The sequence below is a fragment of the Ruegeria sp. N11 genome, assembly GCF_056531525.1.
Genome location: NZ_JBQFLX010000006.1, coordinates 48646 through 70685 on the forward strand (window position 1 = coordinate 48646; position 22040 = coordinate 70685).

Consider the following 22040-nt stretch of genomic DNA (forward strand, 5'->3'; position numbering starts at 1 on the left):
CGCGCCAACAACAGGCATCTCCCTGTTAGCTTAGCTTTCAATACACTCGTTACAAATTACGATGACATCCTAGGAAATATTCTTTCAATGAAGAAGCCCAGTTTGTTAACGGGTCAAGGGCTTCGATGCGCCTTTTTAACCCGGCCCAACATAAACTTCTCGGCGGGGCGCTTTGACGGCCCTTGTAATGGTTGCCGTAATCCTTGGATGCCTGTGCTTCATCCGGAAGCGTTTCATTGGCCTGACGTATCACCCATATAAGATCGGCGTAACAATGCCGCCGTTCAGATCATGTGCTTGAACACAGGCTTCCGTATCAGAAGTCCCGCCGTGCAAGGTTGGTCCAAAACGCAATTCCATGGCGGATAGCATCATCGTTGAAATCATATGACGGGTTGTGAAGCGGCATCGCATTGTTCCCCTCAACCCCGTTACCCATCAGGATGAATGCCCCCGGACGATGTGCAAGAAACTCGGCGAAGTCTTCCGAAAAACCGACCCGGCCATAACTGGCGTTTATTCTGCCAACGTCACGGGCCGCGCCCGAAATACAATCGGTTGCCCTGTCGTCGTTCACCAGCGGCCGGAAGGAAGTCGAGTAATCAACTTGCGCCTCTGCAGCATGCGCCGCGCTGACACCGGCCACAATCGCGCGCATTCTGCGTTCTATGCTTTCAGACACATCCCCGGTGAACCCTCGGCAGTCCCCGCGCAGTGTTACATTGCTGGGCAGGATATTGCGCGCACCGTCCGTCAGGAATTCGGTGATGGAAACCACGGCGTGTTCGCTGGCTGGAAGCGAGCGAGAGACGATCGATTGCAATTGCTGCACAATCGCGGCCCCGACCACAATCGGATCGATGCCCTTTTCGGGCATGGAAGCGTGCCCGCCCCGACCCTGAATATGGATCTCGAAATTATCCTCAAACGCACAGAATGGCCCTGCCTGCGTCGCGAAATGACCAAGCTCCATTCCCGGCATGTTGTGAAGACCGAAGATTGCGGCCATGGGGAAGCGGTCGAACAAACCATCCGCGATCATCGCGGCGGCTCCATTTCCGTTTTCTTCGTCCGGCTGAAAGATGAAGTGAATGGTCCGTTTCAATGATGGATCCGCCGCAAGTTCCAGCGCGGCCCCAAGCAGCATGGTGCTGTGACCATCGTGCCCGCATCCATGAAACTTGCCTTCCGTTTCAGAGCGATAGGGCAAGTTTGTCGCCTCATGTATCGGCAGGGCGTCCATATCGGCACGAAAGCCGATCGCAGTTTCATCGGGACCCCGTCGCAGGGTCGCGACGAGACCAGTCCGGCCAACCCCACGGGTGACTTCAAGCCCTGCGTCTTCCAACGCTGCTGCGATCTGTCCAGAGGTCCGGTCAAGATCGAAACCGGTTTCCGGGTTGGCATGCAAATCCCGACGAAATGCGGTGAGGTCAAGCATCGGCCACACTTCCTTCGGACAGGATGATCAGCGGCAGGTCGGTTTCAACCATCAAGCAGGCTGCCAAACCTGCCGCACCGGAAGGTGTCGTGGAGAAACCCAGGTCCTGGGCCTGTTTTACGGCATCCAAAGCCTGTTGGTCGCTGACCGTACCCCAATCATCGGCGCACTGTTTCAAAATATCCAGGGCCAACATGGACGGCGTCTTGCAATCGAGCCGCCCCATGTTTGACACAGGTCCTTCGACGGTGACGATCTCACCCGCCATGGCGCTTTCCTTGAGGCAAGGCGCGGCATCCGGTTCGACGACTATGATCTTTGGCTGAACCGGCCAGTTGGACCGGATCATATAAGCGACCCCTGCGGCCAGGCCGCCAACGCCAGCCTGCAAAAATACATGGCTGGGCCAGGTTCCGGCGGTCACCAACGCCAGCCGAATTTCTTCGGCAATGACGGTATAACCTTCCATAACCAGCCGGGGTGGTTCGGTGTATCCGGGCCAGGAGCCGTCGGCGAGGTGGATGGCGCCGGTTGCCTCGGCATCGGCAATGGCTTCCGCAACACTTTCCTCGTAGTCGTCGCCGGACCGAACTACCTCTGCGCCCTTGTCCCGCAGACGAATGGCGAAGTCCTCGGGCACCGTTTCGGCGAGGTGAATGCGGGCCTTTGCTCCAAACAGACGCGCGCCAGCGGCCACAGCCATGCCGTGATTACCTGCGCTGGCGCAAACAAAAGTCATCGAGCGTGCGATGTCCTTTACAGTGTCGTCCAAAAAGGCGTTTGCTTCTACGGGGTGGCCAACGCGCGCTTCGATCAGCTTGGCGACAGCATAAACACCACCGAGCGCTTTGAATGCGCCCAAGCCCATTCTGCCGGTTTCGTCCTTGATCAGCATCGGTCTTCCCTGGAAACTGCGGGTCTCCAAGGGGCTTGGCCTGTAGGCAGGGCATGCAGCAAGCAGAGCCAGCGGTTTTGCGACGTCGAGTATATTTGAGTTTTTCATGGAGAGGGTTGTACGCGCAAACGATGATCTATTATGGTCAAATTTGCCAAATTTGCGGGAAAATTTCTCTAAATGATGAAGGTGTCGTGTGAAACTCGATCAGTTTGACCGAAAGCTGCTTCAACTGATGCAGGCCGATGCAAAGATGGGCCTCGAAGCCCTTGCGTCAGAGACGGGCTTGTCTGTCGCATCCGTACAAAGGCGTCTGAAGGCGCTCAGAACCTCGGGGGCTATTCTGTCCGAAGTGGCGATTGTTGACGCTAAAAAACTTGGCGTCGCGATGAGCTTCATTGTCATGGTTGAACTGGAGCGGGAACGTCAGGATCAGATAGACGCGTTCTCACGACAGGTGCAGTCCGAGCCTATGGTCCAGCAGTGCTATTACATCACAGGAGACGCCGACTTCTGTCTGGTCTGCACTGCAAAGGACATGGATGATTTTCAAGAACTTACGAAGCGCCTGTTTTTCGACAATTCAAACGTCCGTCGCTTTCGAACATCTGTGGTCATGGGCCGGAAAAAAATCGGGTTGGGTATTCCGGTTGATGGGGACGGGCCGGGGTGACGAAAACCCTCGTGAAGTCGTTCACTCTGTACGGCACGGCTTTGGGCGACTTTTGTTGAAATCTCTTACCATATGGAAGTGTCAGTCACGCCAAAGTTCGGAAGCGAACTCGGTTTTCACCGCCAGCTTTGATCAGCCACCGCAAATGCCGCTTATATCGCCGTCGTTTTGCTCTGGACGATGAATGGAGTGGCTTGCGACCCTGTTGCAGACTGGCGGTTCGAACACGCCGCTTGCCAAGTACACAGTGGATGACGTTGCAAAGGACGGTGTCCGGTTGGGCAATCCCTGCGACTTCCAGACGTTCAACCGGGCAATGAATATGACGGCCTGAACGCTGACCAACGGCGGTTGTTATGTCGGATTTGACCACGGAATACCCGACAGCCATTCCTTCATGACTGCCACGGATGCGCGTCCGCCTTGATCGGCATGGGTAAACAGCCAGACATCCAGGAATATCGGTGAGGTTTCCGGTGTTTCGTCTGTGCCAGACGACAGCCTTTGCGACCCAACCGTCAGTGCGAGAACGTGTGGCAAGTCTGGTTTGGTGAAGACGGTTGAAACCAGTCCAAGTCAAAACAGTACTAACTGGTTTTTGCCGCATAGAACGAACAACCGTTTGAATCGCGTCCGCTGATTGCCAGTTTTTGATCCGCGACAACGCCGTTGCTGCGAACACGCCCCAAAAGGAAGCCATAATTAATCTCACCCGACATTCGACGCCCCGACAGCCGACCGTTGAATCGCCCAGTAAACCCTTGCGAGGTTTTCACCTGACCCGTGTAATTGCCGCCACCGACATGTCTGACCTTCATCGCGCCCGTTATTTTTTGTTGTCCGATTTTGCTGCGGGTTCCGCAAGTTGTTGTGAAACGCCAGTTCCCCGACATTTCCGTTGGCCCAATCGGAATCGGGGGCGGAGGGTTGTAGAGGTCGCTGTTGTCGGGAAACGCTAGCCAGGATTGCAATTGCGCTTCCGACTGTATCCTGAGTGCTACCAGTTGGCTGGCTGAAAGGTAACCCGTTGCCGGAAAACCCCGGCTGGCCTGCCACGCCTGTATTGCCCCTCTAGTCCCGCGACCCATAACACCGTCTATTCCATTCGGATCATGGCCCAGAACACTCAGCCGAGCCTGAATGTCGCGGATCGCCTGTTTGTCCAGCGCCAAAGCAGTTTCCGATTCAGCTGTACCATTTTCCGGCACCGGTTTCAGCGGTGGCAGCGGTCTTAGCGGCGGAAGCTGTTTCAGCGCAGGCGGGGTTTCCTGGAGCAATGCGGTCTGTGCCGCTGGCGCACCGGTTATGGTCAGGTTGCCCTGGCTGTACTTGGCTTTGTATAGTTTGCCTTCCATGCCATCCCGGAACGGCGCGCAACCCTCCAGCGCAGACGCGAAGAAAAAGTAGAACTGACGATGCGCGGACCGGGCGGCCGCCGGCGCGGTCATCACCGGCAGCCTCACGATGTCGCCGGCTGGACCAACTTCGAATTCAATCTCAACGTCGATCTGAGGATCCTCTGAGATCGCTTTTCGGATGCAATCCGCGGCGGCCGCCAACTGCGCGGGGTCAGCAACCTGAGCGGTGGATACCCCATGAAGGCAAACCCAAAGCAGCAGGGCGTAGGCCAGAGTTGAAACTCGTCGTTTCGAGGTCTTGTCGCACGTCAGATTTGGCATTCGTCTCCGCAAGAAGGTCTCCAAGGTTCAGAAGCTTTGCGTTCAGAGTAACCGATTGTTCCCCTTCCAGCGACGCAAATCCGCTCTGTGGGACACTCTGACTTCGATTGTCTCTGCCGGGGCCGGGTGTCATTGCGGTGTCGGGCAGCCCTTCAAGACCGGACTTGTTTCCGAGGGCCTGCCGCGAATACGCAAACAGGTTTTGCCCATCCGTCAGGATCATAACTGTTGGGATGCGCGCGTCTAATTTAGTGTATCAGCGAAAGCCGCCGACACTTGTAACGTCGCCATCTCGTGCTTTTGGGCACCTCCAACAGCGTGCCTTTTCACCTTTAAGACCAGGGCATGATCCCTGAATACGAACTGCGCGTGCTTACGGAATGCGCCATCTGTGCCAGTGTCGTCAGGTCAAAAACGGGAAGCTGCAGTTCTTCCTGAATCCGCGCGGCATAGGGCGGCAGATCGGTGCATTCCAGAACCAATGACCGGATGCCCGGGTCTCTCCGCTTCAGGTTGCGAACCGCTTGCATGACTTCAACTTCAATCAGATCAGTGTCCATACGCGTTCGCGTGTTTTGCAGGATCACTTCGGCAAATTCGGTACTGTCCTCCAACCCTTGTACCGCGACGGGGATGCCCGCGGCACCGACGCCTTCGAAATGCTTGGGCGTCAGGGCCGACGCATCTGCGGTCAGCACGCCCACTGGTGCATTCGCGCCGGTCATGTGAAACGCCAATGGCACCTGTATCAGACTGGATGCAAACACAGGGACGGAAACAGCAGCCGCCAGTTCCTTTTGAAAGAGCGCCAGAAAACCGCAACTGCCGGTGATGGCCCGTACACCCTCGGCCTCAAGGCGCCGTGCCCCGGCGATAAAGGGGTCCAGCAGTTCAGGGGTCGGGTTTTTCAACAGGGTCGGGACGGTAACGCCATCTATCATTTCGTACAGCACCGAAAACGGCAGGCTGGACGGGTTCTTGATATGACCCGGAGGTTTGGGGAAATAGCTCTCTAGGCATAAAACGCCTATCGAGGCACCACAGATGTTCTGGCCGCCTTCGTAAATTGGCATGGTCGTCAGCTCCTTTCGGATCAGAGGTTCAAAACCGGGCCAGTGAAAACGGGTCCAGGTCGATATTTGGGCTGCGGTCGGAGATGATGTCGGCCACAAGCTCGCCGGTTTTCGGTGCCATCATCAACCCATAGTGGGAATGGCCAAACGCGGTGTAGAGACCATCTTTTCCGTTCAAAGGTCCGATTGCGGGAAGGCTGTCCGGAAAGGACGGACGCCGCCCCATCCAGAACCTTGCGCCGCTTGCATCAAGGTCCGGAACCATGGACTTGGCTTGCGCGGTCAGTGTCTTTTCCTTTCCGGGATCGGCGGGCGCGTCGACGCTTGCGAACTCGGCTGTTCCCGCGACACGAAGGCCACCCTGCATCGAGCTTGCGACAACTTTTGCGTCCACATCCATGACCGAATTGTTCAGGCTGGCGGAAGGCGTTGGAAACTCGACATGATATCCGCGCTCGGCGACCAGCGGGATCGACAAGCCAAGGGGTTTCAGGATTTCGGCTGACCAGACCCCGGCGGCCAGAACGACTTTGTCTGCATGAAGGAGCCCTTGCGCTGTGGCAAGCTGCCAGCCGCCATCCTGCGCGCGGCTCAGCCCTTTTAGCTCGGTTTGGACGATTTCTGCGCCTTGCATTCGGGCCTTGTCGGCCAGAACCGCAGCCAACCGTCCCGGAGATGTGACGCGTGCCTGACCCTTGATCACAATGGCAGCCTTGAAATCACGGCTCAGCGCAGGTTCGATACGCCGCAATTCAACGCCGTCGATGCGGTCGAGGTCGCCGCCCTTTTCCCGCCGAATGAGGTAGTCCAGCCCATCCAGGTTGGCCTGTTCCGGATGGCGGAACGCGTGGACATAGAAGCTGTCGGTGATCAGATCCTCGTGACCGGTGCCCTGTAGATGCCGCCGGTACAGATCAATGGAAGGACGGCACAACAGCTCCATCGCATCCGAGATCTCACGCACCGTCTTTTCGCCGGAGTTACCCAGAAAGCGCATCCCCCAGGGAACCATCTTTGGCCAAAACGAAAGCCGGACAGACAGCGCGCTTTTTGGGTTCAGCAGCATAGCCGGCAGCTTTTTCCAGATCCCCGGCACGGCTTGCGGGATGATCGACCACGGAGAGACAACGCCTGCGTTTCCGAACGAGGTTTCCTGCCCCGGTTCGCTTCTGTCCAAAAGTCGGACGGGAATGCCGCGCTCCTGCAGGGACAACGCGCAACAGATGCCGACGATGCCAGCGCCGATGATGGTGACTTCTTTCGCCATGTTGTTATGCCGGGGAATGACTGCGGTTGCGGGTGATCATCTGGGTGACGATGACCGGAGAGGCCACGGCCAGCGCGATCAGATCAGCGGTCAGGCTAGGCGCGACAAAGATAACGCCTGCCAATGCCATCAAGACACGTGAGGCTATGTTCAGCGGCTTTAGCCAATATCCCACCACGGCGGCGGACAGGGCGATGACCCCTGCAATGCAGCTGGCGGCAGTGTAGGTGAACTCCCACAGATTGAACCCGGTTGACGACACGAACAGCAGAACCGGTGCATAGACAAAGGCCATGGGCGCGATGACTTTGCCAAGCCCAAGCGTAAAGGCGGACAGCCCGGTTCGGAACGGGTTGGAATTGGCAATGGCCGCGGCCGCATAGGCCGAGGTGCAGACCGGCGGCGTGATCTCGGACACGACACCGTAGTAGAGCACGAACAGGTGGCTGGCGATGGGCGGCACGCCCAATTGCGCCAACGCGGGCTGTGCGACCGAAACCAGCATGATGTATAACGCTGTGGTCGGGATGCCTGCGCCCATCAGGATGCAGACGATGGCGATGAAGACCAGTGAGATGAACAATTGCAGGTCTTCCATCGTAAATAGCTGGAAGCTGCCGAACGAGATCATGTTGTACAGATCCGCCGCCAGGTTGCCCGCGCCCTGCGTCACCATGAACCCGATGCGGAACCCGATGCCAGTGGTGTTGATCACACCGACCACGATGCCCACGGCAGCAGCCGCGGCACCTACAGCCAGCGAGTATTTCACACCCAATTCGACCGCCTGCAGCATCTCAGGCACTTCGATCCGTTTTTGCGGATTGAGCGTTGCGACCACAGACAAGGCGCAAAGAATGGCCGTCATGGTCAGATCGAACCCGCCATCCGAGAACTTCCAGAGGACAAAGGCTAGGAATGCGGCTGCGTAGATCAGCGTCGGAGGCTGCTTGATCCGCGACATACCTGCAATCACCGCCAGCGAGATACCACAGAAAGCTGACATAAATGGCGTGTAACCAGTGAACAGTACCACCAGCAGACCGATCAGAGGGACAATGTTCGCCCAGCCTTCGGCCCAGACAGCCTTGAGCTGCGGCAGTTGCTCTTTCGCCAGACCCTTCAGGTTCAGCTTGCGCGCCATCAGGTGCACGACAGCAAAGACACCGACATAGTGCAGGATGGCCGGGAAGATCGCCGCGATCACGATGGTTGTATAGGGAACCTCGAGGAACTCGGCCATGATGAAGGCGGCCGCCCCCATGATCGGCGGAGTGATCTGGCCACCGGCCGAGGACGCGGCCTCGACCCCGCCTGCAAAATGGCCGGGGTATCCCAGGCGCTTCATGTTGGGAATTGTCAGCGCGCCGGTCGAAACGGTGTTGGCCACCGAAGAACCCGAAATCGTGCCGAAGAACGCCGAGGATACCACCGACACTTTTGCCGGACCGCCGGTATAACGGCCCGCCAAAATGGTTGCGTTGTCGATGAAAAGCTGTCCCAGCCCTGTGCGCTGGGCAATGACGCCAAACAGCACAAAGTGGAACACGATGGTGGAAACAACCCAAAGTGTGACGCCGTAGATGCCTTCCTGCGGGAAGTACATCGACGATACGAAAGTTTTGAAATTCACGCCGGGATGCTGCAGCAGGCCGGGGAAATAGGGACCCAGCAGGGCGTATGAGATAAAGACACAGATGATCAGCGGCAGCACCCAGCCCAAAGTACGGCGCGCGATGTCCAGAACCAGCAGGATGATGATTACGCCCAAAATCACGTCGTACGTGTTGGGGTTGCCCATGCGGAACGTCTGTTCCTCGAGCCCGAGAAACGGAATGCCGCGCCATGCGAGTCCGACATACAGCGCAGCGATGATCCCCAACGCCATGAAGACCAAGTCGTAGAGTGGAATGTTACCGATGCGGAAGCGGCTGACCTTGAGCGCATAGAGACTTTTGGCCCCGATAATCGGGATTGTCGCATAAACCAGAATGAACAGCAGGGCCAGATAGATGCCCATGTGCCAGTGATCGGCGGGCAGGCCGAAACCGGCGGTGAAGAATTCATAGAATGCAAAGATCAGAGCGACGACTCGCAGAACCTTGCCGGTTGCGGGCGACACTTGCCGGACGGCGGCGCCTTCGTCGAATTGTTCTTCGATGGCAGCCAGTTCCTCGGCTGTCAGCTCGTGGTCATCAAGTTTCAGTGTCTCGGACATGATGGCCCCCTGATTGCGCGTATTTCGAGAACCCGGTGCCCCAGGCGGGGCACCGGGTGTTTGAGTTTCCTGAGATCGGATTACTGAAGAAGTCCGGCTTCTTTATAGAACTTCTCAGCACCTGGATGCAGCGGAACACCCAGCGCCTCGACACCGTCCAGCGCTGTCTCAGCAGTGATCTGCTTGCCCTTAGCATGGCCGTTATCCAGCAGCTTGCGGGTGTTGTCGTTCCACAGGGCTTTGGTCAGTTCATAGACCAGATCTTCAGATAGGTCCGAGGATACAACCAGCATCGCGCTGACCGCAGGGGTTTTGGTCTCGGTATCGATCCCTTCATAGACACCACCCGGAATGGCCGAGGGGATATAGGCCGGGATGATCTCGTTGATCTTCGCCAGATCCTCGTCCGAGAAGGAATGCAGGTTCATGCCCTTGGTCGAGGACAGCTGAACCATCGCGGCGACCGGCCAGCCCGCAGCATAGAAATAGGCGTCCAGTTGACCGTCGGCCAGACGCTCCGCGCTCTGGCTGTTGTTCAGCTCGGCCTCGTCCATGTTGTCGCGGTTGACGCCCCAGGCGTCCAGCATCTGCAGAACGGCCACCTGAGTGCCCGAACCCGCCTGCGCGATACCAACACGTTTGCCTTCCAGATCGCCAAGATCATTGATCGTCTGACCTGCCGGCAGAACCAAATGCAGGTCCTCGGGGAAGAGATTGGCTACGATGCGCAGGTTAGGATGCGGTTTGCCTTCGAATTTGCCCTCACCCAGATACATCGAGCGCGTGACGTCGGCGGCGGCCAGACCGGCCTCCAACTCGCCGTTTTGAACGGCCGCATTGTTAAAGACAGACGCAGTGGTGGATTGCGCAATCGCGATCAGACCGGGCACGCCGCACTGGCCGCCTTCTTCACACGGGCGCGAACCCGGAGGGGCAGAAATCCCGTTTGCGATTGTGCCGCCGATGGGGAAGTAGGTTCCGCCAGCCCCGCCGGTACCGATGCGGAAAAAGGTCGGGTCCTGTGCCAGCGCCGGTGCGGCCAGCGCGCCAGCCAGAGCGATGCCTGCCAGGCATTTCGATAGTCTCATCGTTTCCTCCAAGTTGTGGATCATCGGATTCGGTTTGCCCGAAATTTGATCCCGCCAGCGTAGAGGGAATTCACATAAATACAAATTTGTTATATTTCACAAAATTTAAATTTAGCTTATATATAGCGCATGAATCTTACCCAACTGGCCGTATTTCGCGAAGTGATGGAAACCGGTTCCATTTCTCAGACGGCGAAAAAACTGAACCGCACGCAACCAGCGATCAGCCTGGCATTGAAGAACCTTGAAAAGAACTTGGGTCTTACGTTGTTCGAACGCAAAGGGCGGCGTCTGGTGCCGGTTCCCGAAGCGCACTACCTTCTTGCGGAAACTACGGGTATCCTGGATCGGCTTTCGACGATTTCCAGTACCATGGAAGGGCTGATCAAAGGGCATTCCGGCAGTTTGAACATCGCCACAATGCCTGGTCCTTCGGCGTTTCTGTTCCCGCGGTTCATCAGCCAGTCGGTCGGGGAAAACCCCAATATACGCATCACGCTGTCCACACGCAGTTCGCCCCAGATCATGGAGCTTGCAGGTACCCAGAATATCGATTTTGGTTTCGCTGATTTTGAACACTCTGCCGGCAGAAAACCGCAATATTCAGCCGAACTCATCGGGGCTGACTGTTTTTGCGCCATAGACAGCGCGCACCCTCTGGCGTCCCGGAAAAGCATAACGATTTCTGATCTGGATGGGATCCCCATGGGCGGGTTGCACGAAACCCATCCGTTCCAGCGTAAGATCCGGCAAGAGTTTCAGGACGAATCTGCAAACTACAAACCGACTGTCACCTGCCAGTACTTTCTTCCGTTGATCCCCTTTGTAAGTTCGGGTCAGTGCTGCACCATCGTTGATCCGCTGACCTTTGCCACCGAACGTGAATTGGGGCTGTCTCAGGGGAAGGTTGCGTTTTTGCCGTTCGAAAACCCGCTCAGATATGAATACGCGATCCTTCAGCCTGACCACCGACCAGCGTCACAGCTCGCGCTCAACATCAAGGCAGGCTGGAAAGCCGAAGTTTTGAAGAAACTGGATGAAGTGGGGGCCAATCCCCGTGCAGAATGGGTTGATGAAACCGAAGGCAAGCAAGACTGAATAATCGTGATCATCAAAGGCAGGCGTCGAGATACCTTGCGACGATCACGCCGGTTTTCTTTTCCTTGCGCTCTGCCTGTCCCGGCGACCAGCGTCCATATTAATGTATAATGAAAGGTAACAAAAAAAGCAAATAACTGTTTTTGATCGGCGGCATTGGTCTATAGGGTCAATATGCATTGATTCTTAATGCGCTGCGTGAATCACGGCTTGGAAAACGGAGCTGTGACATGAGTGACCTTTTCTGGCTAGGCGACGAGCAGGTGGCCAAGTTTTCCCCTTTCTTCCTGAAGGCAGACTGCAGGCCACGGGTCGATGTTAGAAGGGTGTCGAGCGGGATTATCTTATTCAACCGTAATGGGTTGCGATGGCGAGATGCGCCGGAGGTATACGGGTCGCACAAGACGCTCTTCAGCCGGTGGAAACGTTGGAGCGAGAAAGGCATCTTCACCCAGAAGATGGTGCGCCTGGCCGCCTAACACGGCGAGAATAAGACCGTGATGATCGAGGCAACAGACCCCACCACGACCAGTATGGTCGCGAAAGAGGGGGCGTGGCCGCCTGATTGGTCGAACCAAGGGCGGCATGAACACCAAACGGCATACTATCTGTGATAGCCAAGGGCTACCACTCAGCCTTTTCGTCACCGCTGGTCAATTCAGTGACTACATCGGCGCGCGAGCACTGCTGAGCAGCTTGCCAAGGGTCAACTGGTTGCTTGGAAATCGTGGCTATGACGCCGATTAGTTCCGAGATGCGTTAAAAGACAAAGGTATACGCGTCGGTATCCTGAGTCGAAACCAACGCAAGACAACCTTGAAATACGATAAACGTCAACAAAAACGGCGTGACAGGATTGAATTCATGTTCGGCAGGCTCAAGGACTGGCGGCGTGTAGCCACACGCTGCGACCGTCATCCATTGGTTATGAATCCTGACCCTAGGGTGTCTGTCTCTCGATTTACGCGATCCTTAATAGGAACTTCACGTGTCGCCCGCGATAGACCCCCACCGGTTCTAGGTTTTCGATGCTCTTGTGGTATCGATGTTTGTTGTCACAGTCACAAGTACGCCGATCTGTTGTTTCATGTAGTGTGATAGGTGGTAATTGTCCAAGAGCGCCCAGTTCTTCATGGTTTGAATCAACCGCTCGACCTTGCCTGTGCTTTGCAGGCGATGCGGAGCGCTGATAGCGCGACCCGTTTTCTGGTTGACTGGGTATTCAGTCAGATCTGCCAAGACGTAAGTTGATCCTTTGCCGTCGAGCATCAGGGCTTCTGAGTAACCGTCGCACAGTTGAATCCGGGCGCTTTCCATGCAAGTTCCAACATGTTGTGCACATCCCAAGTATTTTTCTTCGTGCGGAGCCAGAACGCGATGGACGAGCTGAGCCAGAAGATGAACTTTCACTTCTTGTCTCCGCCGACAGGTCAGGGCTTGATCCTGAAAACCTGAAATTTGAATGCCGGACACTTGGCGCGTCACGCGTCCGGCACTTTCGCCAAGCAAAGGGTGCCATTTCTGTTTTGCGGTTGTTGTAGGGCGCGATTCTTCAAAGCGAAAACCTAAATCCGGATCCTAGGAACGGGTTAGTGAGTTTCGAGACGATTAACCTTTCGTGATCAGTAATCTCAAAGAAGTCCACGCGGGATTGTCTCGCGCCATTCCTTTGTCAGGACTTCGGATTTTTCGGAGCCTTCGGTCGCGCGCAATTTTCTTTCCAGGTAAAAATTCTGCTCATCGCAGGTCATCTGGCCTTCCGTATGTATCTCAACCTGCCAATCGCCTCGTGCGAACGTAAATGACCAATTGGCTTTGTACTGTGCCGTTGTCGGATCATTTGGGTGGATCGCGTAACGCATGGCCACATGGCTGCCAACTGTCATGCCATGATAAGGGTCGGTGGCCTTGCCGTAATCGTCAAATGTCGTAAGGACCACGGTTCCGTCGTCTTCCACTGAGCGCTCCGAACGTCCAGAAGGTGGCCGCAGTTGACTGGCCTGAAGTGTCGGATAATCCTGAACCGGCCCGGGATTTGATGGTGCGATTTCCTCGTGTACGTCCCGCACAGGCAACAGCAGGGTTGAGTGTTCCAGCAGCAGCGTCACTTGTGCAGCGTCGGGTGCAGGCCAGACTATTGGCCAATATGAGTTGGACAGCGCCAGACGCAGAACGTGCCCCGGTAGCAGGCGGTGGGCGCATTCGTTCAATACGATTTCAGCCTCATAGACCTTGCCGGGCACCAGGGCCTCGGGCGTTTCATGGCTGTTGTGATGCGTCAGGTTCAGCGCGCGGTAGGTAATCCGCTGCGACGTTCCGTCGGGGGCAACGTCACACAGACGCGCGACCAGTTGCGCCACCGGCTTGTCCACGGTGAAGGACAGTTTCAGCCGGGCGCGCCCCAACAGGTCCAGCGGTTTTTGCATTGCTGTGCTGTCGAAGCAAAGTGACAGTGCATCATCCTGAGATTGATCCTCGGACAACTCGTTATCTATCCGCATGCCCGGACAGAAATACCCGCTTGCCTGTCCGATATGCGAGGGGCTGGCCACCGTCGCTTTTTCGGCGAAAGGAGCGTCCGCAAATCCACCCGGTCGCAGGTGCCAGTGCTGGGTACCTACATTGGGTGAGGGCCATTGGCTTTCGGCGATCCAGTGCCCCTGTCTTGGCTTGTTTTCCTTGGTCGGATTGAAATGTTGCTGCATATACGTCCGATAGGCGGGCAAATCCTCGGCCCTGTTCTGTTGCCCTTTCAGCCATCGGTCGAACCACCTGATGACTTCCGAGTGGAAGTCCCCGGCATCCAGTTTGGCAATATGCGGATAGCGGTGTTCCCAGGGCCCGATTATAGCCTTTGCGGGTACTTCAAGATTGGCGGCCAGCGCGGGGGGCGCGTTGACATAGGCGTCCGCCCAGCCGGTGATTGCCAGAACGGGTGTCCGAATGGCTGACCAGTCTTCACAGACCGAGCCATGTTTCCAAAACCCATCTCGGGTGGGATGGCGCAGCCAGTCGGCGGCTGAAAATGGCACGTTTTCAAGCCGTTTCAGCCAGTCCTCGCGCCAACCAGGTCGCAAAGCGGGGTCAGCCGGGCGTGTCAGGTAGGCGAACATCTGGCACCCCCAGTTGACGTTGTCGCTGAGCAGGCACCCGCCCATGAAATGAATGTCGTCGGCGTAACGATCGACTGTCGAGGCGACACTGACGACCGCTTTCAACGCGGCAGGACGGCGGAAAGCCAGTTGCAACCCGTTGAACCCGCCCCAGGAAATTCCGATCATGCCGACGTTTCCGTCGCACCAGCCTTGTGCTGCGATCCAGTTCAGAACGGCTTCGCCATCGCTGAGTTCCTGCTCGGAATATTCATCATCGAACTGGCCTTCGCTGTCGCCGGTTCCGGCAATGTCGACCCGGATGCAGGCATATCCGGCCTTGGCAAACACAGGATGGGTTGTTTCATCCCGCGGCGCAGTCCCATCACGCTTTCGGTATGGAAGGTACTCCAGAATCGCAGGGGAAGGCCCTGTTTCCGGCAACCAGATCCTTGCGGCAAGCTTTCGCCCGTCCGGTAGTGGTATCCATGTGTTTTCGATGATTTCAACTGGCATTTTCGGACGTCACCCTTTCTGCGACCGGCTTGCCTACCCGGATACCAGTGAATTCGGAACTTGGCGACGTCTTACATGTTTCGGTTCCACCGCGCCGGATTTTTTCACCACGGCGCGGTGGCGTCTTATCTGCGCATCCGTGCGCCTTCCGGATCAAACGCACACGCATATTGAAGTTTCGCCGCAAACCGGCTGCCCGCTATATCCAAATGGACCCTGACGCCATCAGCGTCTTTCAGTTTGACATGGGCGAGTGCAACCGGCTTGCCGATACGATAGCCAAAAGCGGCGGACGTCGTATGACCCACAATCTTGTCTCCGGCATAGATGGGCTCATGTCCCAGTGGCAGCGCCGCCTCGTCGTCGATGATCACCGTGACCAGATGGCGTGAACTCGTTTCGCGGCGCTGTGCCAGCGCTTCGGAACCGATAAAGGGCTTCTTCTTCGACACCAGACTGTCCAGCCCGGCCTCGACAGGGGACGTGTCGCTGTCCAGCTCATGACCCATGGCGGCAAATCCCTTTTCGATCCGCATGGCGGTCTGGGCGTACAGGCCCGCCGGTTTTGCGCCCGCTGCCGTCAGCACTGCATAAACCGCGGGGGTGTTTTCGGCGCGCATGGTGATTTCCCAGCCCGGTTCCCCGACATATGACATGCGCACGGCCCGAACATGGCATCCGGCGATGTGCGCGGGACCGACCTTGAAATAGCCCAGTCTGGTCAGTTCGGGCGCACCGGCCTCGGTGATGATCCGTGCGGCGTCAGGACCCATCAGGCCCAGAACGGCGTAGTCCTCGGTGCTGTCGGTCAGGGTCACATCAAACCCTTCCGAGTGGCGGCGGAACCAGGCGAGGTCCCGTTTGATCGCATTGGTGCCGACGAACAGTCGATAGTGATTATCGGCAATCCGATGGGCGGTAATGTCGCTTTCATAGGTGCCGCGTTCATTCAGGACCGCAGTATAGACAGCACTGCCCGGCGGCTTGGCCATGTTGGACGCGCATGTATGTTGCAGAAACGCCTCGGCATCCGGGCCTTCAACCTCGATCTTGCCGAAGGATGACGCATCGAAGACAGCCGCTTGCTCGTGCGCGGCTTTGACTTCATTCGCCACGTTTTCGAACCAGTCGGGTTTGCCGAAACTCATTGCGGGCTCGGCGGTTTTTCCGAAGTAGAGCGGGCGCTCCCAGCCATAAAACTGGCCAAAATGCGCGCTCGCAGCCTTGTATTCCGTCTCGAGCGGCAGGGCACGCAGGTTCCGCGCGGTTGTGAGCTGACGGCCGGGATATGCGATTTCGTAGTGGGTTCCCAGAATTTCCGGCGCCCGGGCCATCAGATGATCCAGCGAGTTGAACACAGGCGCAAAACGTTTGGCATCCGCTTCGCCCAAATCATACGTCGTGTGCCCATGAACGATGCAATGGGCCAGGTTCATCCCGGCGCCGCCACCCGAAGCGATCCCGACCGAGTTCAGACCACAGCCCAGATACAGCCCGCGTGTCTCCGCCGTCTCGCCCAGCATGAACATGCCGTCCGGGGTAAAACTCTCGGGCCCGTTGAGCAGCATTTTGACCTCGGCCGTCTCAAGCGCCGGTAACCGGTGCAGCGCGTTCATCATCATCGGCTCGAAGTGGTCCCAGTCCTCGGGCAGTAGGCTGAATTCAAAGTTTTCATCCAGAATGCCGGGTTTCACCGGTTTGCCCATGGGTTCAAAGCAACCCACCAGCAAGCCGCCTGAATCGTCGCGGATGTACAGATGGCTGTCGTGGTCGCTGAGCGTTGGAGTATTTCCGACAATTCCGTCGATTGGCTTGGTCAGCAGGTAGAAATGTTCGCAGGCAAGCGCAGGCACGGCGGAGCCGGCCATGGCGCCCACTTCGCGTGACCAAAGCCCGGTGCACAAGGCAATGGCATCGCATGTGATCGTACCGGCCGTTGTTTCAACGCCCTTGATGCGGCCATTTTCAGTCAGGATGCCAGTGACCCCGGTATCCTCGAAAATCCTTGCGCCCAAACCTTTCGCAGCCTTGATCAGTGCGGCGCACACGTCCGAAGGGCTGACTCGGCCGTCGTCCGGCGACCAGACAGCGCCGATGACATCTTCGGCATTCATCAGCGGCCAGCGTTCCTTGGCCTCGCCTGCGCTGATGGATTGCGCAGTGACCCCATAGGCTCTGGCCAGCGCCTCTTGCCGTCGGATATGTGTCATACGCCCGTCCGAGGTGGCGATGGACAGGCTGCCTTTCTGGATCCAGCCAACATTCTGGCCCGTTTCCTGTTCAAGCCGGGAATAAAGATCGACCGAATACTGGATCATACGGGTCAGGTTCTGCGAATGGCGAAGGGCGCGTACCTGTGCAGCAGAGTGCCACGTCGTACCGCTGGTCAGCTTGTTGCGTTCCAGCAGGATCGCATCGCCGACCCCCATTTTTGCCAGGTGGTACAGGGTCGAGCACCCCATAATTCCGCCGCCGATAACAATTACTGAAGCGTGGCTTGGGACAGTCATTTCGCTTTCCTGTGATTCTGATTCAAAGCCAATTTTACTCAGAATATTAAATTTGAAAAATTAGTCTAACAAATTATATCATTCGTTAAATTATGTGAACAAGCGTACAGTTCACCACCATTCCGGAATTGTCCCGAGCGGTCCTGAGCCAATCGTTTGCGTATTGCGAGGTTTGTTAGGTCAGGGTCGGAAGACGATCATAGTCTTCCAGCCGGTCCCTCAGGAAAGAATAATCGGTGCGGGCCTGATTCAGAACGGATCGTTCCAAAACGATGTGTTTCAAGGCTTCTTCATGCTGTGGAAACGCGACGGGGCTCTTGTTTTCGTCCATCCAGGGCCAGCAGAACAGCGAATTTCCATACTGCTCACCGGCGCGGTTGAGTGACATCAGGAACACCTGATTCTCCATCGCTCGGGTGGTCGCGAAGGCGTGCCAGGTGGGGAAGGATTCATCCCGGAAATAGGCGCCGCAATGGGTTATCAGATCAACACCCCTGTCGACAACCAGGGTGCGGCATAGCTCGGGAATGCGGATGTCGTAGCAAATGATAGGGGCGATCCTGAATCCACGGACTTCGTAAGTCAGCAGATGCGCGCCGCGCTCAAAATACTCTTTCTCCATCGAGGCGCCGTATTGGGCCAGATGTAGTTTGTCATAATGCCCGACAAGATTGCCGTCCGGTCCCACAACCGCAATCGAGATATAGTTGCCGTCTGTCCCTCTGCGCGCGAAGCTGTAGGAAACGAAAACGCCGAACTTTAGCGCCACATCACGCCACGCGCGGAATGAAGCACCGTCCAGGGGTTCGGCAATATCGTCCAGACGCGAAAACGCCGCGCGGGAATAATCTATGCTCGACAATTCGGGCAAGACCACCAGGTCCGCAGGCCTGGCGGCCAGTTCCTCGGATACTCTTTGCGTGGACTGCGCCAGATGATCGTCGCGTTCCTGCGCAGAGTTCGTTTGCGGAATGCGGATCTGACACGCCAGAATTGCCAGTGTTTCTTCCTTCGACATTGTCAGACTTCCTTGTCCTTCCAATACTCGCCCAGCCTGATGCGATCCGCTTCAATCTGTTTGATTCTGTCTGTTGCGCTGGCCCGTTCCTCGATCGTGAAGAACCCGATCAGTGCCTCGATCAGCACCGTTACGCCGGCAAAGGAGCCAAAGAAAAACGGGGCCTGATCCTGAGCCAGCAGTGTGTGATCTGCCATGATCGCAATAGGCGACGCGGGACTGTCGGTGATCGCGATTACCTTCGCCTTTCGTTCCTGCGCAAATTCGGACACCTGAATGGCCGCGTTGGCGCAAGGTTGCAGGCTGATTGTTATCACGGTGTCCTTTTCCGAGATATCGGTGATTGAGTCGGCCAGAACACCGCCAGCGGCCTGAAGCAGGCGGAATTTGCCGCTGGTCATTCCCGCCAGATAGTGCAGGTAAGACGCGTGGGTTTGCGAAGCCTGCATTCCCACCAGATAGACATGTCTGCTTTTGCTTAACATGCGGGCGATCTCGGCGATGTGTTCCGGGTCGTTGGCTTCGAACAGAGAAGATACGTTGGTCAGCGCTGCGTCGCGCAACTGCTCCCAGAACCTGATGTTGCTGCGGCTGTCTTCCGAGTCGCTCATGGTTACGGCGCGCAGGTGATAATCCTTGATGTCGTGCTGCTGCACCTGTTTGCGATAGACGTCACGCAGCTCGCTATAGGTCTCGTACCCCAGAATTTTTGCCATGCGGGAAAAATTCGGCAGGGAAACGCCCGCATTTGTTGCCACACGGCGCATGGACAGTGTCGCGATGTCGCCCGGATGCTCAAGCATGTAGGTCGCGACGATTTTCAGAACGCGGGGAAGGTCGGGGTAAAGGTCCCTCAGGCGTTCGCCGATTTGCTGATAATCGCTCATACTACAAGTGCTCAGAACAGGAGGTTGCTCACGTTGATGTTTCCGGGTGTATTGACATGGCCCCAACCCAACAGCCTGAGCGCGATGCTAGGATGATTTTCACGTTCGTGCAATATTTCCTGACAACTGTATCATTTGAAAACATCCGGGCCGGACGATGCCCTGTGTCGGGATGTCAGTCCGAGTATGTGCGTTTGCTTAGCGGAGTACTGGATATTCTGGCCTTCAACATTTCAAGAAAGGCGAATTCTGCGGGGTTCAGACGCGCGTTGCCATGGTGGACCATGAAAAAATCGATCACCGGTTCGTTGGTGTAAGGCGGCAGGCGCCAGAGTTTGCCTTGCGCCACATATTGACGGGCGAAGTGGACGGGCAGGGGGCCAAACCCCAGCCCGGCAATGATCATCCGCAAGGCCTCGTCCAGATTAGACGTGTATCCGATAACCTTCTTGTCCAACGCCTGCTGCGCCCGCAAAAGGGCCACCGGCCTTAGGGCATCCCACAACTGGTCGGTTTTGAACGAGACCGACGAATACTCTCTCAGGTCGCTCAGCTTCAAATCCGCTTGCCCAAAAAGAGGATGCGTCGGGCCGCAAAAGAGGCTGAAGAAAGATCTATACATGATCTCGTGATTCAGTCTGGGGTGAATTTCGTGGGCCAGGCAAAAGCCCACGGCCGCGTTCTTCTCCAGAACACTGCGCTGGACGTTTGCGCTGGACATGACGTTGATTTCAAATGTCACGTTGGGATTCTGTTCGTGAAAATCAGACAGAACCCTGTCGTAGAAAGGGCTTTCAATTCGGCTGGTTGTGGCGATGGAGACCTGACCGGTCAGATGATCCCGTGTGGTTTGGGCTGTCTGCACGGCGCGCGTGATGGTTCCGAACACTTCAACACATTCCTGATACAGGGTTTCGCCGGCCGGCGTGACCCGAAAACTTGACGGACTGCGCTCGATCAGCTTGGTGCCGGTGCGGGCTTCAAGCCGCTGCAAGGCCTGGCTTATCGTCGGCTGGCGCAATCTCAGTCGGTTGGCTGCGCTGGTCAGGCTGCCTTCCTGGACGATAAACATGAAGGTGCGCAGCAGGTTCCAGTCCAGTTCCCGCGCCAGTCTTTCCGCCTTGGATTCCTTCATGCCATTAACCAGATCTATGATATCCATTCATATTATCTATTTGGTCTATGACAGATCTGCGCGCAACATCTTCTTGTCGTCCCGATACGTTCAGGGATTCTCGGAGGCCTGTCAGTGCAGAAATCGAATTTGTTCTATCAATCCCGTCTCCGGCGGCCTCAGGTCGACCGTGCCGAAGGGATCTATTTTTGGGATACGGAAGGCCGACGGTACATTGATGGCTCATCCGGTGCGATGGTTAGCAACATCGGACATTCGAACCCGAACGTTCTGGCTGCGATGAAGGCGCAAATGGACAGCGCCACGTTCGCTTACAGGCTCCATTTCGAAAACGCCCCGGCCGAAGACCTCGCGTCGGCCATCGCCGCGCGCATGCCGGACGGTCTGAACCGGGTCTTTTTTGTGTCGGGTGGCTCAGAAGCGGTTGAATCCTGCGTGAAGTTTGCGCGCCAATGGGCGGTCGCCACTGGGCAGCAGGACCGCTGGAAAGTGATTTCGCGGTTCCCTTCCTACCACGGAAGCACCTTGGGTGCGCTTGCACTGACCGGGTACGGGCCCTTGGTAGATGTGTTTCGGCCAATGTTTCAGGACATGCCGAAGATCCCGGCACCGCGTTGCTATCTGGACAATGACAACCTGTCCGATGACGCGCGCGGTTTGAAATACGCCGAGATGCTGAGGGATGAGATCATCGCTCAGGGTCCTGAGACCGTGCTGGCCTTTATCATGGAACCGGTGGGTGGCGCGTCGACCGGAGCGTTGGTTGCACCGGACAGCTATTATCGCCGCATCCGGGAAATCTGCGACGAATTCGGTATCCTTTTGATCATGGACGAAGTCATGTCCGGCGTTGGACGGACGGGCAAATTCATGGCGTCCGAACATTGGGATGTTCGTCCGGATCTGGCCGCTGTGTCCAAGGGCTTTGCCGCCGGTTATGCGCCGCTGGGCGCGATGATTGCCGACGAACGGATGGTGGACGCCGTCCTGGCCGCTGGCGGTTTTGCGCACGGTCACACCTATGCAGGCAACCCGCTGGCCTGCGCGGCGGGTCTGGCAGTGCTGGGTGAAATCGAACGCCTGAATCTGCTTGAGAACGCGACCCGGATGGGTGGTGTTCTGATGGCCGGGCTGCACGAGTTGATGGGACGCTATTCCTTCATCGGCGATGTGCGGGGCAAAGGTTTGCTGATGGCGTTTGAAATGGTTTCGGATCGCAACAGCATGACGCCGCTTCCCAAGCAACTGGATGCGTATTCCCGGTTTGTGGACATCTGCTACGATCGAGGTCTGATCACCTATTCCCGCCGGACCAGAGGTGGGCTGGAAGGGGATCATTTCCTGATCTGCCCGCCGATGATCGTAACCGAAGATCAGGTTGGCGACATTCTGAACATTCTGGATGACAGCCTTTCCGTATTTGCGCGGGAAGCCGGGCTGGAGAGCTGAA

The 22040-nt window shown here is 56.8% G+C and carries 18 protein-coding genes and 1 pseudogene; 5 read left to right on the plus strand and 14 right to left on the minus strand.

Annotated features, from left to right (window positions below):
- Window positions 1-316: 316 nt before the first annotated feature.
- Window positions 317-1441 (minus strand): amidohydrolase, encoded by a 1125-nt coding sequence (locus ACR0J8_RS08020; RefSeq protein WP_480889563.1) that lies wholly within the window; start codon window positions 1439-1441, stop codon window positions 317-319.
- Complete coding sequence (locus tag ACR0J8_RS08025) at window positions 1434-2444, minus strand: pyridoxal-phosphate dependent enzyme (RefSeq protein ID WP_480523250.1); 1011 nt, start codon at window positions 2442-2444, stop codon at window positions 1434-1436. The genes ACR0J8_RS08020 and ACR0J8_RS08025 overlap by 8 nt, the downstream gene beginning before the upstream one ends.
- Before the next feature lie 88 nt (window positions 2445-2532).
- On the opposite strand from ACR0J8_RS08025, the gene ACR0J8_RS08030 reads away from it, so the two are divergent.
- Window positions 2533-3009, plus strand: coding sequence for an Lrp/AsnC family transcriptional regulator (locus tag ACR0J8_RS08030; protein ID WP_480889565.1), 477 nt, complete (start codon window positions 2533-2535; stop codon window positions 3007-3009).
- Between the two features lie 184 nt (window positions 3010-3193).
- On the plus strand, window positions 3194-3343 hold the full coding sequence (locus ACR0J8_RS08035; RefSeq protein WP_480523254.1) for a hypothetical protein: 150 nt from the start codon (window positions 3194-3196) through the stop codon (window positions 3341-3343).
- 20 nt (window positions 3344-3363) lie between these two features.
- Here the strand turns inward: ACR0J8_RS08035 and ACR0J8_RS08040 are convergent, their stop codons facing one another.
- The 6 genes from ACR0J8_RS08040 to ACR0J8_RS08065 form a co-directional block, all read right to left on the minus strand.
- Window positions 3364-3549, minus strand: a complete 186-nt coding sequence (locus tag ACR0J8_RS08040; protein ID WP_480523255.1) for a hypothetical protein — start codon at window positions 3547-3549, stop codon at window positions 3364-3366.
- A 47-nt stretch (window positions 3550-3596) separates the two neighbouring features.
- Window positions 3597-4688 carry a peptidoglycan-binding domain-containing protein gene (locus tag ACR0J8_RS08045; RefSeq protein WP_480523257.1) on the minus strand — a complete coding sequence of 364 codons (1092 nt, stop codon included), beginning with the start codon at window positions 4686-4688 and terminating at the stop codon, window positions 3597-3599.
- Between the two features lie 332 nt (window positions 4689-5020).
- Window positions 5021-5761, minus strand: coding sequence for an aspartate/glutamate racemase family protein (locus ACR0J8_RS08050; RefSeq protein ID WP_480523258.1), 741 nt, complete (start codon window positions 5759-5761; stop codon window positions 5021-5023).
- 28 nt (window positions 5762-5789) lie between these two features.
- Complete coding sequence (locus tag ACR0J8_RS08055; protein ID WP_480523260.1) at window positions 5790-7028, minus strand: NAD(P)/FAD-dependent oxidoreductase; 1239 nt, start codon at window positions 7026-7028, stop codon at window positions 5790-5792.
- A 4-nt stretch (window positions 7029-7032) separates the two neighbouring features.
- Window positions 7033-9246 carry a TRAP transporter permease gene (locus tag ACR0J8_RS08060; RefSeq protein ID WP_480889571.1) on the minus strand — a complete coding sequence of 738 codons (2214 nt, stop codon included), beginning with the start codon at window positions 9244-9246 and terminating at the stop codon, window positions 7033-7035.
- Window positions 9247-9326: 80 nt separating this feature from the next.
- Complete coding sequence (locus tag ACR0J8_RS08065; RefSeq protein ID WP_480523263.1) at window positions 9327-10334, minus strand: TAXI family TRAP transporter solute-binding subunit; 1008 nt, start codon at window positions 10332-10334, stop codon at window positions 9327-9329.
- Window positions 10335-10463: 129 nt separating this feature from the next.
- On the opposite strand from ACR0J8_RS08065, the gene ACR0J8_RS08070 reads away from it, so the two are divergent.
- A complete protein-coding gene (locus tag ACR0J8_RS08070; protein ID WP_480889574.1) occupies window positions 10464-11432 on the plus strand; it encodes a LysR family transcriptional regulator in 969 nt (322 codons plus the stop codon).
- Window positions 11433-11662: 230 nt separating this feature from the next.
- Window positions 11663-12359, plus strand: a pseudogene (locus tag ACR0J8_RS08075) (IS5 family transposase); the annotation flags it as partial.
- 90 nt (window positions 12360-12449) lie between these two features.
- Here the strand turns inward: ACR0J8_RS08075 and ACR0J8_RS08080 are convergent.
- The 6 genes from ACR0J8_RS08080 to ACR0J8_RS08105 all read right to left on the minus strand — a co-directional run bounded on the left by ACR0J8_RS08080 (window position 12450) and on the right by ACR0J8_RS08105 (window position 20617).
- A complete protein-coding gene (locus tag ACR0J8_RS08080) occupies window positions 12450-12905 on the minus strand; it encodes a hypothetical protein (RefSeq protein WP_480889576.1) in 456 nt (151 codons plus the stop codon).
- A gap of 158 nt (window positions 12906-13063) precedes the next feature.
- Window positions 13064-15040, minus strand: a complete 1977-nt coding sequence (locus ACR0J8_RS08085; protein WP_480889579.1) for a CocE/NonD family hydrolase — start codon at window positions 15038-15040, stop codon at window positions 13064-13066.
- Between the two features lie 125 nt (window positions 15041-15165).
- The gene (locus ACR0J8_RS08090; RefSeq protein WP_480889582.1) at window positions 15166-17550 is read right to left on the minus strand and encodes a GcvT family protein; all 2385 of its coding nucleotides are present in this window, start codon (window positions 17548-17550) and stop codon (window positions 15166-15168) included.
- Between the two features lie 175 nt (window positions 17551-17725).
- On the minus strand, window positions 17726-18568 hold the full coding sequence (locus ACR0J8_RS08095) for a carbon-nitrogen hydrolase family protein (RefSeq protein WP_480889585.1): 843 nt from the start codon (window positions 18566-18568) through the stop codon (window positions 17726-17728).
- A 2-nt stretch (window positions 18569-18570) separates the two neighbouring features.
- A complete protein-coding gene (locus tag ACR0J8_RS08100; protein ID WP_170611449.1) occupies window positions 18571-19455 on the minus strand; it encodes a MurR/RpiR family transcriptional regulator in 885 nt (294 codons plus the stop codon).
- Between the two features lie 175 nt (window positions 19456-19630).
- Window positions 19631-20617 (minus strand): LysR family transcriptional regulator, encoded by a 987-nt coding sequence (locus tag ACR0J8_RS08105; RefSeq protein WP_480889589.1) that lies wholly within the window; start codon window positions 20615-20617, stop codon window positions 19631-19633.
- A gap of 81 nt (window positions 20618-20698) precedes the next feature.
- Between ACR0J8_RS08105 and ACR0J8_RS08110 the strand changes: the two genes are divergently transcribed.
- Window positions 20699-22039: an aminotransferase family protein gene (locus ACR0J8_RS08110; RefSeq protein ID WP_480889756.1), complete on the plus strand. Its 1341-nt coding sequence runs from the start codon at window positions 20699-20701 to the stop codon at window positions 22037-22039.
- The last annotated feature ends 1 nt before the right edge of the window (window position 22040 follow it).